General features: G+C 62.5%; 12 protein-coding genes and 3 tRNA genes. 4 read left to right on the top strand and 11 right to left on the bottom strand.

What is annotated here, in order from left to right:
• Nucleotides 1-36: 36 nt before the first annotated feature.
• The gene (locus A0257_06395) at nt 37-1,065 is read left to right on the top strand and encodes a thiamine-phosphate kinase (GenBank protein AMR26775.1); all 1,029 of its coding nucleotides are present in this window, start codon (nt 37-39) and stop codon (nt 1,063-1,065) included.
• A gap of 147 nt (nt 1,066-1,212) precedes the next feature.
• Here the strand turns inward: A0257_06395 and A0257_06390 are convergent, their stop codons facing one another.
• From A0257_06390 to A0257_06355, 8 genes are all read right to left on the bottom strand, one after another.
• A complete protein-coding gene (locus tag A0257_06390; protein ID AMR26774.1) occupies nt 1,213-1,587 on the bottom strand; it encodes a hypothetical protein in 375 nt (124 codons plus the stop codon).
• Nucleotides 1,588-1,785: a hypothetical protein gene (locus A0257_06385; protein AMR26773.1), complete on the bottom strand. Its 198-nt coding sequence runs from the start codon at nt 1,783-1,785 to the stop codon at nt 1,588-1,590. It abuts the gene before it with no gap.
• Nucleotides 1,786-1,806: 21 nt separating this feature from the next.
• Nucleotides 1,807-2,160, bottom strand: a complete 354-nt coding sequence (locus A0257_06380; protein ID AMR26772.1) for a hypothetical protein — start codon at nt 2,158-2,160, stop codon at nt 1,807-1,809.
• 3 nt (nt 2,161-2,163) lie between these two features.
• The gene (locus A0257_06375; protein AMR26771.1) at nt 2,164-2,379 is read right to left on the bottom strand and encodes a hypothetical protein; all 216 of its coding nucleotides are present in this window, start codon (nt 2,377-2,379) and stop codon (nt 2,164-2,166) included.
• Between the two features lie 267 nt (nt 2,380-2,646).
• Nucleotides 2,647-3,771, bottom strand: a complete 1,125-nt coding sequence (locus A0257_06370) for a hypothetical protein (protein ID AMR26770.1) — start codon at nt 3,769-3,771, stop codon at nt 2,647-2,649.
• A gap of 307 nt (nt 3,772-4,078) precedes the next feature.
• Nucleotides 4,079-5,506 (bottom strand): 23S rRNA (uracil-5-)-methyltransferase RumA, encoded by a 1,428-nt coding sequence (locus tag A0257_06365; protein AMR26769.1) that lies wholly within the window; start codon nt 5,504-5,506, stop codon nt 4,079-4,081.
• Between the two features lie 555 nt (nt 5,507-6,061).
• A complete protein-coding gene (locus A0257_06360; protein ID AMR26768.1) occupies nt 6,062-9,784 on the bottom strand; it encodes a hypothetical protein in 3,723 nt (1,240 codons plus the stop codon).
• A gap of 362 nt (nt 9,785-10,146) precedes the next feature.
• Nucleotides 10,147-12,426, bottom strand: coding sequence for a hypothetical protein (locus A0257_06355; GenBank protein ID AMR26767.1), 2,280 nt, complete (start codon nt 12,424-12,426; stop codon nt 10,147-10,149).
• A 253-nt stretch (nt 12,427-12,679) separates the two neighbouring features.
• Between A0257_06355 and A0257_06350 the strand changes: the two genes are divergently transcribed.
• Nucleotides 12,680-13,483, top strand: coding sequence for a short-chain dehydrogenase (locus tag A0257_06350; GenBank protein AMR26766.1), 804 nt, complete (start codon nt 12,680-12,682; stop codon nt 13,481-13,483).
• Between the two features lie 163 nt (nt 13,484-13,646).
• Here the strand turns inward: A0257_06350 and A0257_06345 are convergent, their stop codons facing one another.
• Entirely contained in the window at nt 13,647-14,462 is an 816-nt protein-coding gene (locus A0257_06345) for a hypothetical protein (GenBank protein AMR26765.1), read from the bottom strand.
• A gap of 37 nt (nt 14,463-14,499) precedes the next feature.
• Here A0257_06345 and A0257_06340 point away from each other — a divergent pair.
• Nucleotides 14,500-14,575, top strand: a tRNA-Lys gene (locus tag A0257_06340).
• Between the two features lie 64 nt (nt 14,576-14,639).
• Nucleotides 14,640-14,715 (top strand) — tRNA-Lys (locus A0257_06335).
• A gap of 102 nt (nt 14,716-14,817) precedes the next feature.
• Here the strand turns inward: A0257_06335 and A0257_06330 are convergent.
• A complete protein-coding gene (locus tag A0257_06330) occupies nt 14,818-15,207 on the bottom strand; it encodes a hypothetical protein (protein ID AMR26764.1) in 390 nt (129 codons plus the stop codon).
• A 109-nt stretch (nt 15,208-15,316) separates the two neighbouring features.
• A tRNA-Ala gene (locus tag A0257_06325) sits at nt 15,317-15,393 on the bottom strand.
• Nucleotides 15,394-15,742: the final 349 nt, after the last annotated feature.

Raw genomic sequence — 15,742 nt, 5'->3', positions numbered from 1 at the left:
CTCGCAATGACAAACGTTTCCAAAAATTAACTATAAATGGCTGATTTAACGCCCCTTTCCCAGCTCGGCGAGTTTGGGCTCATTCGCCGCTTGCAGCGCGACATCACCCTCACGCAGGTTTCTACCATCCTGGGCATTGGCGACGACGCGGCCATTCTGGCCCCGCCGGCCGGGCAGGAAATCGTGGTCAGCACCGATTTGCTGGTCGAAGGCGTGCATTTCGACTTGTCGTTTTCACCCCTCAAGCACCTGGGCTACAAGGCGGTGGCCGTGAACGTGTCGGACGTGGCGGCCATGTTCGCTACCCCTACTCAAATCATCGTCGGCCTGAGCCTACCCCCCCGTTTTACGGTGGAGGCCGTGGAAGAATTGTACGTCGGGATGCGCCTGGCTTGCGAAGCCTACGGCGTGGACCTGGTGGGCGGCGACACCACCGGCAGCCGCGGCGGCCTGGTCATCAGCGTGACAGCGCTGGGGCAGGTGGCGGCTGGCCAGGCCGTGCGCCGCTCGGGCGGGCGGCCCACCGATATTCTGTGCGTGAGCGGCGACTTGGGCGGCGCGTACCTGGGCCTGCAAGTGCTGGAGCGCGAAAAGCAAGCCTTCCTGGCCGACCCCGAAACCCAGCCCGAGCTAGATAATTACGAGTATATCGTGAACCGCCAACTCAAGCCCGAGGCGCGTCTCGACATCGTGCACGAGCTGCGCGAGCTGGGCATTCACCCCACCGCCATGATTGATATTTCCGACGGCCTGGCCTCGGAGGTGATGCACCTGTGCGCCGCCAGCGGCACCGGCGCGCGCGTGTTCAGCGAATACCTGCCGCTGGCCAACCCTACCCTCGAAGCCGCCGCCGAGTTTAACCTCGACCCCATCATGGCCGCCCTCAACGGCGGCGAGGACTACGAGCTGCTCTTCACCATCCCGGTCGCCGACCACGCCAAGATTAAAAACCACCCTGATATCACCGTCATCGGCCACCTCACCGAGCACGACGACGCGGTGAACCTGATAACGAAAGCCGGCCAGGCCGTGCCGCTGCGGGCGCAGGGCTTCAACCACTTTTAATCACGGATTACGCGGATTTTAACGGATTACACGGATTTTGTGGAAGGCGCTTACGCTGTGTTCTAGTGAAAAAGGCCACCCGTTCAGGCAGCCTTTCTTGCATCCACAAAATCCGTGTAATCCGTTAAAATCCGCGTAATCCGTGATTTAGTCCTCCGGGTAAGGAATGTACACGAAATTCGTAAACTCCTCATCGACCACAAACAGGCAGCAAAACTCGTCGGGGTTTTTCCATGTTTCCTGAAAATCTGCGATTTTCTCGGGGTCCACGATGCCTTGCTGGGCCAGGATTTCGAGGTAGCTGGCGAAGACGTGCCACTGCAAATCCAGCTCGTCGCCGTTGATGAGCAGGCTGCCGAGCTGCACCGTTTGGCGGGCAAACACGAACACCGGATACCGCGAAATATCTCTTTTGCGAATCTGGTAGGAGGCTTCCCGAATCGTGTCGGAGGCGGTGGCAAAATCCTTGGTAATCGTGCCCAGGTATTTGCCGTTTAGCTCGGGGTCGTTGAAGTAGTCCATTTACGGTTTGGGGTAGCGCCGGGCCAGTCTTTCGCGCAGGGCCACTATCTCGGGGTTTTTATCGTTTTCGGCCCGCAGCTTTTGAAAGAAAGCGCTGATTTCCTTTTCCTCCGCTTCGGTACGGGGACGGGAATAAATAGTAAGGTCAACGCCGGGCGGTTCGTAGCCCAGCCTGCTGGGGGTAGGGGAAGTAGCCATAGGTAGTAGAAAACGGTTTAATCAGGAATCCAGTAGCAACTGTTTGAACCGAACGCCGCGCAGGCGCTCCAACTCATCATTGAGCTTTTCGCGCCGTTCGGGAGTAAGGTCAGCGCGGGCCAATTCTTTGCGCACGTCGTCAATTTCCTCGTTGATAATGAGCCGGACATCGGCGCGCTTGCGCTGCTGAATTTTCCAATTGATGAAGCGGCCAATGACGGCTCCCAGCGGCGCGGCCACGATGGTGGCGACAATGCGTCCCTGGGAGCTGGGTATCAGGTTGGCCAGGGCTACCAATACCGTGCTGCCTAAGCCTTCATAAGAAGAAAAAGACGGGCTGGGCGTGGCTTCGGGCTTGGGCGATTCGTCGGCCATGCGCTACGCGGCGCTCACCAGTTCCAGTAGCTTATGCACCTGCGCCGAGCGCTCGTTGCGCGACTGATTGGCAGTCGGCCGGTCGAGCACCACCGACGCGCCGGTATCGGCGCGGGTGACGCGGATGGTGGGCCGGCTGAGCGCCCGCGTTACCTTCCACGTCAGCAGCGCCAAGCTGGCAACGGCCATACTCCCGGCAAAAACGGTGGCAATATCCATGAGTAGCAAAGATTGAAGTAGCGGAGATGCTTACGCAGTCCGGGCAGCGCGTGACAAAAGTAACGCGCTGCCCCGGCTTTTGGTTTGTGCCTGCTTCTTGCTTGATTTACGGGGGGTAGGGGTGGGGGTGAAATTGGTAGTAATCGTGCCCAGGTATTTGCCGTTTAGCTCGGGGTCGTTGAAGTAGTCCATCCTATTTTTTAAAACGAATAAATACTGTTAAGGTAGAGTAAGCCGCTGTTGATACAGGGCAAAAGCACCAAACGGTTAGTTAGCGTCTGGGGGCTGTGGAGCTAGCTGGCGGAGCAATTGTCGGAGGTAGTCATCATCGCGAGCCGCTTTCTTGCGCTTGCGTGGCAGACTCATCTTCGTTGGCTCACGTCGTAAGAGGGTGAGAGCCAGCTTGCGTAGGGTAGAGAGGTTGCGCGGGGCGTGGCCCTGGCGCACCCGGCAGGCATCCTCGGCAAAGGTGACATCCAGGTGCCAGTGCAGGTCGTTTTCGATGCCCCAGTGCCCGCGCACATAGCCCGCCAACTCGCCCGCACTCGCTTGCGCCAGCGAGCTCAGGTAGTAGCGCGTACTGTGCTGCTCCCGCCCCTGTTGCCAGCGCCGGGTCTGCACGCAGACCACCGCCGCCAGGCCCGCCCACTCGGCAGCTTCCTCCACCAGATTCAGGTTCCGGCTCACCCATACCCGGCGTTCCTCGCCGCGGCCGTGGTCTTTTTCGCGGCTCACAAAGGCCGGCTCCTGCCGCAGTAGCGGGGCAAGGTGGGCCTGCACTTGCTCGAAGAGGGTCCGCTGGTTCTGCTTGAGGGCCAGCACATAATCAGCCCGGCGCTCGACCAGCGTCGTGGCAATGGCGCGCTGACAGCCGATGGCATCGATGCTCACCACGCTGCCGGCTACCTCCACCAGGTCGAGCACTTGGGGGATGGCCACGAGTTCGTTGGCTTTGCTGGCCACTTGGGTCTGGGCCAGGCATAGGCGCTGTTCGGTCGCCCAGACGCTGACCAGCTGCACGCTGGCCTGGCGCTGGCCGGGCAGGCAGGTGCCGCGCACCTGCTTGCCATCGATGGCCAGCTGCTGCCCAGCCAGGACCCGCATAATGTCCTGCCCCCAGTGGGTGAGGCTGGCTTCAAGTTCGACGGGATTCAGGCGGCTGAACACGCGCTGCAACGTATAAGACGAGGGGATGCCGGCGGGCAAGCTCAGAAACTGAGCGAGCACGGCCTGTTTGTCGCAGGCGTAATCATAAATCTGCTCAAAATCTTCGCAATCAGCCAGTAAGCCGCATAGCACCAGCCAAATAATATCGCTTAGCTCGTGTAGACAGCGCCCCTCCACCCGATAGTCCGTTACCTGCCAAAAGAAATCCGCTACTTCTTCTTCCATCCCCAAAGGTCGCTAACTTACCTTTTGGTGCTTTTGCCCTGGCTGTTGATATCAATGAAAAGCCAACTGCCGCATACAAACCGGAGTGAGCATCAGCAGTGGTTAGCCGGATAGCTATTACTAGCGTAGCAAATAACCAAATCCAAAACACTTGATTCTTGCTCATCTTGAGATACGTATTGAAACAATTTAGAACGTCATACTGAGCTTGTCGAAGCATTTCTACCGAACAATCAGAACTGCGTGGTAGAGATGCTTCGACAAGCTCAGCATGACGTTCAAACATACTATATACAATCTGCTAATCCTACCTTAACTCCAACAACACCACATTCTCCACGTGGTGCGTGTGCGGAAACATATCCACCGGCTGCACCCGCGTCACTTTATACACCTCGTCCAGTAGTTCCAGGTCGCGGGCCTGGGTGGCGGGGTTGCAGCTGATATAGACGAGGCGGGGGGCGCGCAGGGCCACGAGGCGCTGCACCACGTCTTCGTGCATGCCGGCGCGGGGCGGGTCGGTGATGATGACGTCGGGGTGGCCGTGGTGGCTGGTGAAGGCCTCGGTAAGCAGGTCCTTCATGTCGCCGGCGAAGAACTCGGTGTTCCCTACCCCATTGATTTCGGAGTTGACGCGGGCATCGAGCACGGCCTGCTCCACGTACTCCACACCGACTACGCGGCGGGCCTGGCGGGCCACGAAATTGGCGATGGTGCCCGCGCCCGTGTACAAATCATACACAAGGTCGGTGGGCTTGATTTCGGCGAAGTCGCGGGCCACTTTATACAGGTTGTGGGCGCCGGCCGAGTTGGTTTGGTAAAACGACTTGGGGCCGATGCGGAAGCGCAGGCCTTCCATGTCTTCCTCGATGTAGGGCTTGCCCTGGTAGCATACCACCTCCAGGTCGTGGAAGGTTTCGTTGCCTTTGTTGTTGAGCACGTAGTTGAGCGATGTTATCTGCGGAAACTTCGCGTACACCGCGTCGAGCAGGGGTAGGAGGGCCTCGTCATCATGGTAGCATTGCAAAATCACCATCGTTTCGCCGGTGCTCGCGGCGGTGCGGATGATGAGGTTGCGCAGCAGGCCGGTCTGCCGCACCATATCGCCGAAGGGCAGGCGGTGCTGGCGCGCATAGTCGCGGATGAACAGGCGGATTTCGTTGCTCGGCTCGGGCTGCAAGTGGCAATGCTCCACGTCCAATATCTTATCAAACCGCCCCGGCGTGTGGAAGCCCAGCACGCGGCGGTCGTACTGCGCACCCTCGTCCTTTATCTGCTCCTCCGTGAGCCAGCCATTGCCGCTGAACGTGTATTCGAGCTTGTTGCGGTAGTAGGTGCGCTCGGGCGAGGGCATGATTTGCGCTATTTCGGGCAGCGCCACCTTGCCGATGCGGCCGAGCTGGTCCGCCACCTGCTGCTGCTTGTAGTGCAGCTGCGCGTCATAGCTGATGTGCTGCCACTTGCAGCCGCCGCAGGTGCCAAAGTGCTGGCAAAACGGGGTAGCGCGCAGCTCCGAATACGTGTGAAACCTGGTGGGCATGGCCTCCATAAACCGCTTGTGGGCCTTGCTGATGCGCAGGTCCACGACGTCGCCGGGGGCCACCTGGTTCACGAAAACCACGAGGTTATTGATGCGCACGAGGCACTTGCCTTCGGCCACCATGTCTTGAATTTCAACGTGCTGAAGGGCTTCGGGCGGGATAGAGTTGGCGAGCTTGGTGGCTTTGCTGGGCATGGCTTTCTGATGGGGTAGGGCAAAGGTACGGACGCTGTTTTCGCCCTCCGCGGGTTGCCTTTTAGGTTTTGGTTAGGGCGGGCGGCGCGGGTGTTCACCCCACCCCCTAGCCCCCTCTCCCGAAGGGGAGGGGGGACTAGTCCTAGTTTTAGACTACTAATAACTGGTTTACTAGGGCTAGAGACTAGTCCCCCCTCTCCCGAAGGGGAGGGGGCTAGGGGGTGGGGTGAACACCCGCGCCGCCCGCCCTAAAAGGTAGGTCAGAAGGAGAAAAAAGTAGGTCGGACCCACCTTTTTCTCCCCCCAACCTGCCTTTTACACCCTCCGAAGGAGCTTCTTCTCCCTCCAACCCACCTTTTAGACCTATGCCAGGAGCTTTTACTCCCCGCGAAGCAGCTTTTTCTCCTGCTGAGCCACCTTTTAGAGCTTTACCCAGCTGCTTTTTCTGCCAAAGAGCCACCTTTTAGTGCCTCGGCGGGAGCTTTTAGAGCGCGGCAGCTACTTTTTAGCGGTAACGCCAAGCGGCAGCCTACCCTGCCTGCCCCGCGCCGCTCCTTACTTCACTACCTCCACCCAGCCTTTGGTGCTAGTGCCATCGGCCAGCTTGAAGAGGTAGTAATAAATGCCCGCCGCGATGCTGGGGTCGCTGCCCCAGGCATTGGTCGTGTTGTTATAATTGGTGGTGGCAAAAACCTCACGGCCCCAGCGGTTGAAAATCGTGAGCGAATTGCCAGGGTACAGCGTCACGTTGTCGATGATGAGCAGGTCGTTTTGCCCGTCGCCGTTGGGCGTGATGATGTTGTAGAAGGCGGTTTTATTGGCAAAATCAACGCAGGCCGTGTTGGAGTTCGATTGCAGCTGCAAAAAGCTGCCGCCGCCGTTGAACTGCAAAGCCACCACCCGAAAACACTGGTTGAAGCCCTGCGCCGTGTTGGGCACATTATACTGTAACGTGCTGCCGCTCACGGTAGCCAGTAACTTATAGCCCGCGTTGTCATTCTGCTGATAAATACCATAACTCACCACCGCAAAGCCCTGGTAGGCCGACCAGCTCAGGCTGGTGGAGCCCTGGTTGCGGCCGCCGGGGCCGGGCATGGCCACTGCTTTTAGCAGCACCGTGGTGACCGATGCAGGGGCCGTGAACACGTCGCCGCAGCCGTTGGTGAGGGCCAGGCTGTACTCGTAGGCCGTTTGGGCGGCGTTGGCGGTAGCATCGACGTAGGTGGTGGCCGTGGCCGCCACCGTGCCCACCGGCACGAAAGCCGCCGTGCTGCCCGCGTCGCGGCGCAGCACGCGCACCGGGTTGGGGGTAGCGCCGGAGTTGGCCACGCTGAAGGTGAGGGTCACTTTCGTATTATCAGTCGGCTCCACCGAGGCCAGCGTGAGCTGCGGGGCCTGGGCATTGTCGGGCACTATCGTAATCACCACCGGCGCGCCGGCGCAACCGTACTGCGAGGTTTCAAGCACGCTCACCGTGGCGCTGGCAGTGGTGCCGGCCGCGAAGCCCACCGTGATAGTGGTCGTGCCCTGGCCCGCCGTGAGGGTGCCGCCCGTCACGGTCCATTGGTAGGTGGAGGAGGGGGTAGGGTTCGCCACCGTGAAGGTGAGGCTGGACGTGGACGGGCATACAAAGCGCGGCCCGCTGATAGTGAGCGCGCCGGGCCGCGGGTCCACGATAAACGTGCGGGTGTACAGGATGCCCGCGCAGCCGCCGGCGTTGGTTTCGCGGGCGGTGAGGGTGTAAGTGCCCACCGCCGTGCTGGCCGGAATGCTCACCGAGCCATTCACGTTGGCGATGGGGATGCCGTTGAGCTGAAACACGTAGGTCGAGCCCGCCGCGCCGGGTAGGGAATACGTTTGCGCGCCGCTGTTCACGCAGAAGCGGTCGGGCCCCTGAATGGCCAGGTTGGCGGCCGGCGAGGGCTTCACGGTGATGTAGAGCGTGTCGCTCACCCCGCGGCAAATGCCGCCGGTCGGGTTGCTGGTTTCCGTCACCACCAGCTTGGCCAGGCCCGCTTGGGTGAAGGTGATGCTGGTCGTATTCAAGCTATTAACCAGCGTGCCCCGCGCCGAGCCAGAAAGCTGCCACGCATAGGACGAGCCGTTGGTCAGTAGCGTTTGGTAGGGGTAGGGGCCGTCGGCCTGGCACACGCTGACGGGGCCGGTGGGCCGGGCCGTTTGCAGCACCGGGTTGATGCGCACGGGCAGCGTGAAGACCTGCGAAGGGCAGCCCTGCCCGTTGGTGGCATACGCGCTCACCGCGCCCGCGCCGGCCGCGCCCCAGTTCACGGTGATGGCCGCCGTGCCCTGGCCGCTGGCGATGGTGCCGCCCGTCACGGCCCACTGGTAAGCCGTGCTGCCCGGCTTTTGAATGGCATACGCCACGCCCATAATGGTGGGGCACACCGATTGCGGCCCCACCACCGCATCGGCAGCCGGCAGGGGCAGCACCGTCACGGTGGCCTGCCCCACGCCGTTGCAGCCGCCGGTGGCAACGGTGCTCGTAATGGTGTAGGTCGTGTTCTGGGTCGGCGTCACGGTGAAGGGGCCGGGGCCGGTCTGGGTGGCTCCGCCGCCCGTCACTATAAAGGGTCCGGTGCCGCCCGCCACGGTGAGGGTAGTGCTACCCCCCTGGCACACGCTCAGGGCACCGGTGACGACCAGCGCGCCCGCCGGCGCCACCGACACCGTTTGCGCCACCGAGTCGGTGAGGCAGCCGTAGCTCGATACGCCGCGCGCCACGAGGAGGCCGGTGCCGATGGTGGCCCACTTCACCTGCACCGGGTTGCTGGTGCGGCCATTCACAAAGGTGCCGCCCACCACGCGCCAGCTGATGCCGGGGGCCGTGCCGCCGCTGGCCGTGTAGGTGCTCACCGTGTTCAAGTTGCATATTAGCGCGTCGCCGGCAATGGCCGTGGGCCCCGAAGGCTTGGTCACCGTCACCCGAATAACGTCGGCCACGGTTTTGCCGCCGCAGCCCACGTCCTTCACGGTGAGGGCAATATCGTAGGGGGTAGGGCGGGCATCGGCGCAGGCCGAGTTATACACGAACGTGCCCGTCACGGTGCCGTTGCCGCTGGCCGTGGCCGTGCCCGTGAGGGCCCCCGTGGCCACGCTGCCAGGGCTGTTGTTGAAGGTGGCCGCGAAGCCGCCCGGCCCGTCGAGCAGGGCGCTGTTCAGGGTCATTATCAGTGGGTGGCCGTCGGCCTGGGTCGCCGTAATCGGGATGCTCAGCACCTGCCCCGCCTCGATGGTGTAGCTGCGCGGCGTGACCACCGCCGAGGGCAGCACCGGTGCCTTGGTCGAGGGGCACAGCGCCACGATAAGCTGCAAATCGCGCCTAGTAGTGCCAATCAGCACCTCGCGCCCGTTAATGGTGCGGTACTCGCTCACGTCCACCGCCACCACGTACTTGCCCTGGGTGGTGGCCCCATACGTGGCAATGCCCGTCGAAGCATTCAGAAGGGCGAAGTTGCCCGCGCCCGTGCCAAACGGCGCGGCCATCGAGTAGCCGTTATAATACCCAATGGCGTTGGGCAGCGGCGGAAAAGTCGCCGGCAGGTTGCCCCCCGACGACGGGAAGGTGCCATAGGGCGAGCCAAACGAGTACACCAGCCGGTCGCCGTCGGCGTCCACCGCGTTATTGAGCGAAATGGTCGTATCGTTCTGGCACACAATGGCCACGGCCGTATCCGAAAACACCGGCGAGTGGTTGGGTCGCAGGGCCGGGGCCAGCGTGGTGTACAGCGTCAGCGGCTGGTTGTTGCCCAAGGTGTTGAGGTTGGTCACGTCCACGTTGCGGGCGCTGCGCGTAAACACGGCGTAGTAGCCGTCGAGCGTGGCCGGCAGGTTCACTACCCCGGTAAATTTCTGGAGCCGAAAGGGCTGCGCCGGCCCGCTCACCGTGCAGCCCGCCGGAATAGCCGGCTGGAGCACGCCCGAAATAGTGTATCTGGTAATATTCATCGAGCCCCCGGTCACGGAGGCGCCCGAGCCCGCCAGCACGTTGGTGCCCTGCACCAGCTGGACTTTGGCACCCGTCGTCGGGTTGTAAATTCCCACCTCCGCATTGGTATTGGACTGGGCCGCGCCGGGGTTCGAGTTGTTATAAATCGTAACCGTAATCTCGTAGCGCACGGGCGCAGCCGCCGGGCCGTTGGCATCGAGGTAGCGGTAGGTCATCTCCCCGCCCAGCAGGTGGGTAGCCTGGGCCGGCCCGGCCGCCAGCCCCAGCAGGAGCAGCAACAGCGGCCAGCGGCGGAATAAAAGTGCAAGCATAATAAAAGTGTAGGGTAAGCTTTAGCTTGCCGTAGTATTCACCAGGCAGTAAGGGTTTGTGTTGGCTAACAAGATGTTGCAGGCAATAAAATGGTAAGCTGATTTCGCTCGGCTTTAAGCAAACGAGCCGGCAAACAACTAGAAAGGGGCGCGTTTTTTCACTGCTGGCGGCAAGCTAAAGCTTATCCTACATTGGCGGTATTTACTCATTGATGTTACGCATTACCTTATTCGAGATGGCAACGAGGAGTAGCGCGAACGTTGTAGTTCGCGTCCCCGCGCCGTTAAAGCCAGTAGAACGGCGCGGGGACGCGAACTACAACGTTCGCGCTACTCCCCGTTGCGTAACCGTAGTTACTCATTTACTGCCGCACCACGCGCCGCAGCGCCGACTGGCCCTGGGCGTTGGTGAGGCGCAGCAGGTACAGGCCGGGGGGTAGGGCGCTCAGGTCGAGGGCAGCGGGGGCGGTGGGGCTCAGACGCAGCGACTGGGCCAGCAGGCGGGCACCCAGCGGGCTCAGCACTTCGAGGTCGTAGAGGCCGCCGGCGAGGGCGTCGCTCACCTGCACGCGCAGGCTGCCATCGGGGGTAGGATTGGGGCTCACCGTGAGGGCGGGCAGGGCCAGCGCCTCGCGGGCGGCCAGCGGCTGGCCGGCGTTCACGGGGTAGTCCTCCACCTCAGCTTCGCCCTGGAAGGTGGCGCAGGCGTTGGGCGTGTTGTTACTGATGTTCACCGCGATGCGCATCCGGGTGCTGCCCACGGTGCCGGGCACGGTCACCGCCACCGAGTTGGTAGCGCCGGCCACCAGAGTATTGTACACCAGCTCGCCGCCGGTGCCGGTGGTATTCGAAAACACCCCGTCGTGGTTATAGTCAATCCAGATGAGAATGCGGTGGGTATAGGTCTGGTTGGTCGTCACCGCAATCGTCTGGGTGGCACCCGCCACCAGGGGCACGCTCTGGTCGGCATAAAACGTGTAGCCGCCCGCCGAGTTCGCCGACGCGTTGCTGAACGCCGCCGCGCCGGTGGCCGCGCTCACGCTCACGCCCGTAATCCAGAGCGAGCTGGTGGCCGCCGCGTAGCCGCCATTGGAGGCGCAGTACGTGAGGCAGGGTGCCTGTATCAGCAGGGGGGTAGGGCTGGCGGCGGTGGTGCTGCCGTTGGCGTTGCTGGCCCGCAGCGTCACGGTGTAGTAGCCGGATGTGGCAAAGGCAATCTGCGGATTTTGCGAAGCCGCCGAGGTGCCGCCCACAAACGTCACGCCCGTGCTCGGGCTCACCGACCACGCCCAGCCCGTCGGCGAGCCGGTAGTCTGGTCCGTGAACGTGAACGTGTTGGCCGGGCTGGTGCACACGCCCGCCACGTAGGTCGAGGTGAAGGCCGCCGTGGGCGGGCTGGTGTTCGGAATGGCCGTCACGGTGTAGTCTTCCACCTGGCCCAGGGTAGGAGCCACGCAGGGCTGGGGGTTGGTGCCCACCCCATCGGCCACGAGGCGCAGGCGCAGCGGCTGGTTGAGCACGGCCGTGGCGGGCAGCGTCAGGCTGAAGCTGGGGCTGACCGTGTTCAGCGCCTCGGCCACTTTTTCGTTGGCGCTGAAAATGCCGTCGTTGTTGAGGTCGAGCCAGGCGCGGGTGTCGTGGGCGTTGGTGCCGCCGGTCGTGAGCAGCAGCGTGTATTGCTTGCCCACCATCAGGCTGGTGCGCTGCGGGCAAGTGAAGTCCTGGTAGCCCGCGCTGCCGTCGGCCGAGGGGTTGTCAATCGTGTTGAGCCGCACCCGCGTGAGGCCGTAGTTGCAGCAATTGGCGGTGGCCGCCAGGCCCGCGCAGCTGGCCGCCACCGGCACGCTGGCATTGTAGGTGATGGCGGTGGCGGCGCTGGTGCTGCTGCCCACCGCGTTGGTGGCCGTCAGCGTCACCTGGTAGGTGCCGGCGGTGGCGAAAGTATGCGCCGGGTTTTGGGCGGTGCTGGTGGTGCCATCGCCAAAATTCCAGAGCCAGCCCGTGGGCGCGCCCGTGCTCTGGTCCGTAAACTGCACCGCGCCCGCGCACACCGTAGTGGTGCTGGCCGCGAAGGCCGCCGTGGGCCGGTCGGTATTGGCCACCAGCGTCACGGTATAGTCCTCATCCTGCGAGTATTGGGGCGTAGAGCAGGCCGTGGGTGCCGGAATATCGGCAAAGTCGGAGGCCACGCGCAGGCGCAGCGGCCGGCCCGTCACGGCCGTGGCCGGCGGCGTAATGCTGCCCGTGTGCAGCTTCTTGTTGTCAGAAGTAAACGCCAGTTCGTCGGTCGAGAACACGCCGTCGTTGTTGTAGTCAATCCAGACCCGCACGTTCTCGTTGGCCAGCGGGCCGTTCGTGATGCTGAGAGGGGTAGAGGTGCTCACCGTGAGGCTGGTGCTCACCGCCCCAGTAGCCACGCAGCTAAAGTCCTTGTAGCCCTCCGTGTAGTTGCCGCTGGAATTATTGATGCTGCCCAGCGTCACGTTAAAAATGCCCATGCCATAGGCCGAAGCCAGCGCGCTGGTGGCCTTGCCGGGCGTGCAGGACGCGGCAATCGGACACTGCGCCTGGCTCAGCGCCGGCGCGAGCAGCAAGCTAAGGCCGGCCAGTTTGGTAACCCACGAATGTAGCGGTAGAAGCATGCGAAAGGCCGGGGCAGGAAAAAATGGTAGTAAGCGCACCCCGGTAAAGTGCAGCTCACTCTTGGGAAGCCCCTAAAGGTAAAGACAAAGCAAGCTCCTCAGCTGGCATTTTTTGGTGAATAATCGACTAATCCGGGGCGCTGCCGGAAATTTGCCGGGCTGGCGTCGCCGGGCCGGGGCAAGGCCGTAGGTTTGCGGCCCAGTAGGGGGGTAGGGCACCACCCCGCCGCTCATTTATTCCTCATTACTTGTCATGAAAAACAGCGTAGTTCTCATCACCGGCGGCACCTCGGGCATTGGCCGGGCCTGCGCCCTGGAGTTTGGTCGGGCGGGTGCCCGCGTCGTCGTCACGGGCCGCGACACCGCCAAGTTGGCCGCCACCGCCGCCGAGCTGGCCGCCGCCGGCATCGAGCACCGCACCGTGCAGGGCGACGTAGGCATTGTGGCCGACGCTAACCGCGCCGTGGCCGATACTCTCGCCGCCTTCGGCCGCCTCGACGTGCTCATCAATAACGCCGGCCTCAGCATGCGGGCCAAGTTTGCCGATGTAGAGGTCAAGGTCATCGAGCAGCTCATGCAAACCAACTTTTTCGGTACCGTGTACGTCACCAAGGCTGCCCTACCCCACCTGCTGGCCAGCAAGGGCACCATTGTGGGTATCAGCAGTATTGCGGGCTTTCGGGGGCTGCCGGGCCGCACCGGCTACTCGGCCTCCAAGTTTGCCATGAACGGCTTTCTCGAAGCCCTGCGCACCGAGCTGCTGCCCGAGGGCGTGAACGTGCTCACGGCCGCGCCCGGCTTCACGGCCTCCAACATCCGCCACACCGCCCTGCTCGCCAACGGCCAAACCCAAAACGACTCCCCCCGCGACGAGGGCAAAATGATGACCAGCGAGGAAGTAGCCCAGCACCTGCGCCGGGCCGTGGCGCGCCGCCAGCGCACCCTCGTGCTCACGGCTCAGGGCAAACTGACGGTGTTTCTCAACAAGTGGCTGCCCGCCTCCGTGATGGATAAGCTGGTGCTCAATAACTTCCGCAAAGAGGAAGGAGAATTTTAATTAGGACTTACGCAAAAAACGATTGTCATTGCGAGCGCAACGAAGTGGAGCGTGGCAATCGCACCGGAACGATACTCGAACGATTCCGTTCTGGTGCGATTGCTTCGCTATGCTCGCAATGACAACCGTTTTTGCGTAAGTCCTATTAATCAGTAGCCACTTGTCACTCCACCACCAGCGCGTCGGTGGCGCGCAGGTAGGCCACGCGCTCCTGCCAGCGCACGCGCAGCCAGATGTCGTCGTGGCCCAGCACGGGCAGGCGGTCGCCGGGCGCGGCCGTGCTCAGCCACGTAGCGCCCGCGCCGGGGCCGGCCATCAGGGCCGAGCCGGCGCGCGTCACTACCCCCACGGGCTCGGGCCGCAGCAATACTAGGTAGGCCCCGGTGCCGAGCAGGTAGGTCGCGTAGGCCAGCCAGGTGCCGCGGCCGCTGCGCCCGCGCCGCAGCACTAGCAGCATGGCCGCCACCACGGCCCCGGTCAGCAGCCCTTGCAGGCCGGGGTAGTAGTAGCGCAGGGCCTGCACGCGCAACTCTTGCTGCCAGGTGCTGGGGTAGCCCACCAGCCGCTGCCGCTGGGCCACGGCCACCAGCTGGCGCCAGGTGCTGAGGCGGGGCTGCTGGGCCTGGGCCAGGTTGAGATACAGCAGCTCGGCGGGGTAGTGGCCCAGCTGGTGCTGGGCGTAAGCCATGCGCAGCAGCAGGCGCGGCGAAATCTGCCGCTGCTGCCATATCTGGGTCCGGTAGCGCGGGGCCGCCGCAGCATAGTTGCCCTGCTCAAACAATAAATCGGCCTGCCGCAGCTCGGCAGTGGCCTGAGGGGTAGGGCTTGCCGAAAAATTAATCGGGCCGCAGGCCGTTGCCAACAGCCAGAAAGGCAGCCGGATAAACCACGCCAGCCGGCCCAGCCAGGGCAAGGCGCGCGTTTCTTTTCGCAGCGGGGTTGTCAGATTCAAAATAGCGCCGTACTTTTGCACCCACAAAAACGGTAACACACCGCGATTGTAGCACAAAGTTATCGGTTCTGTAGCTCAGCTGGTAGAGCAGTACACTTTTAATGTACGGGTCCTGGGTTCGAATCCCAGCGGAGCCACTAGGTCCTCCTGAGCGTGTTGCTAGGGAGGATTTTTTATCAAGGTCGCAACACAAGAATGAGTGCCGGTTCTGTAGCTCAGCTGGTAGAGCAGTACACTTTTAATGTACGGGTCCTGGGTTCGAATCCCAGCGGAGCCACCAAAAGCACCCTAGCCCCACTGGAGCGAGGGTGCTTTTTTGTCCCCATGCACCCAATTCACGCGCATCGTGGCCCTGCGTCGGCAGCGCCGCGTGCGGCCTCCGTCACTGGCTGCGGCGACGCAGCAGGTACCGGGTTTCTGAGCTGACGTAGTGCCGGTAATCAGTCCCGGACCCAGTGGTCTCGGAGGGCACGGTCGTGACCTGCACCAGCTCCCACCCGTGCCGGGTGAGGTAGTTAAGGGCGTCGATGACCGACCGCGAGCCCCGGATGTTGGTGGCCATCTCGGCCATTTCGGGGTCAGGCAGCGCTCCTGGTGCTCCCTGCCCATAGTCAAGCGCCAGGCGGTCCGGGATGGAGAAATAGCGGTCGTCAACCACCAGCGCGCAATAGCGGTAGGGCGCGGGGGCAGTGGTTGGGGGGGCGGCAGGCGCAGTTTGAGCCCAGGCCACGGGGGCGTTAAGCAGCAATGCGGCAAACAGAAAAAGCTTCATGCCAGCGAATATAATTCGCGCCTACCCCCGCCCCCAGCGTGCGTTGCCGCCAGCACGCTTCAGCCAACGGCGCAAAAAAAAGCCCCGAACCCTGGGGCCGAGGCTTGCTTGGTGGAGAATATCGGAGTCGAACCGATGACCTGTTGCTTGCGGAGCAACCGCTCTAGCCAGCTGAGCTAATCCCCCAAGAGACCGCAAACATAACAGATTTTCGGCAACTTACCGCCCGCGGGCCGCGGCCGGCTACCGGCCCGGCGGGGGGGTAGGGCGTGGCGGGAGGCAAGAGCCAGCGCGGTTTCTCAGTCAGCATGCAGGGGGTAGGGCGGTGACCCTTCGCGTTTCCTGCTGGCATATATCGCTTTAGCGGCCCGGCGCGAAGGAGCGCGTCGCTATTCCGTGACGCCAATCCTGAGCTTGCGCTAAATGAGATTTCCCCGGTATTATTAAAGGTGAGCAGCCAGCAAAACGTAAGAAAAAGCACCAACAAGGCAGGAGCCTTCTATATTTGAAACTGTGAAAAGATAATTGTATAACT

The organism is Hymenobacter psoromatis (assembly GCA_001596155.1).
GTDB lineage: Bacteria > Bacteroidota > Bacteroidia > Cytophagales > Hymenobacteraceae > Hymenobacter.
The sequence above is the reverse complement of the archived record's forward strand: the minus strand, read 5'-3'. Positions and strand labels throughout refer to the sequence as shown.

What these genes read in the sequence shown, in the direction of transcription:
- A0257_06355 (AMR26767.1), bottom strand. Translation starts at nt 12,426, where the DNA reads ATGCTTCTACCGCTACATTCGTGGGTTACCAAACTGGCCGGCCTTAGC.
- A0257_06350 (AMR26766.1), top strand. Translation starts at nt 12,680, where the DNA reads ATGAAAAACAGCGTAGTTCTCATCACCGGCGGCACCTCGGGCATTGGC.
- A0257_06395 (AMR26775.1), top strand. Translation starts at nt 37, where the DNA reads ATGGCTGATTTAACGCCCCTTTCCCAGCTCGGCGAGTTTGGGCTCATT.
- A0257_06330 (AMR26764.1), bottom strand. Translation starts at nt 15,207, where the DNA reads ATGAAGCTTTTTCTGTTTGCCGCATTGCTGCTTAACGCCCCCGTGGCC.
- A0257_06390 (AMR26774.1), bottom strand. Translation starts at nt 1,587, where the DNA reads ATGGACTACTTCAACGACCCCGAGCTAAACGGCAAATACCTGGGCACG.
- A0257_06380 (AMR26772.1), bottom strand. Translation starts at nt 2,160, where the DNA reads ATGGCCGACGAATCGCCCAAGCCCGAAGCCACGCCCAGCCCGTCTTTT.
- A0257_06370 (AMR26770.1), bottom strand. Translation starts at nt 3,771, where the DNA reads ATGGAAGAAGAAGTAGCGGATTTCTTTTGGCAGGTAACGGACTATCGG.
- A0257_06365 (AMR26769.1), bottom strand. Translation starts at nt 5,506, where the DNA reads ATGCCCAGCAAAGCCACCAAGCTCGCCAACTCTATCCCGCCCGAAGCC.
- A0257_06360 (AMR26768.1), bottom strand. Translation starts at nt 9,784, where the DNA reads ATGCTTGCACTTTTATTCCGCCGCTGGCCGCTGTTGCTGCTCCTGCTG.
- A0257_06375 (AMR26771.1), bottom strand. Translation starts at nt 2,379, where the DNA reads ATGGATATTGCCACCGTTTTTGCCGGGAGTATGGCCGTTGCCAGCTTG.
- A0257_06385 (AMR26773.1), bottom strand. Translation starts at nt 1,785, where the DNA reads ATGGCTACTTCCCCTACCCCCAGCAGGCTGGGCTACGAACCGCCCGGC.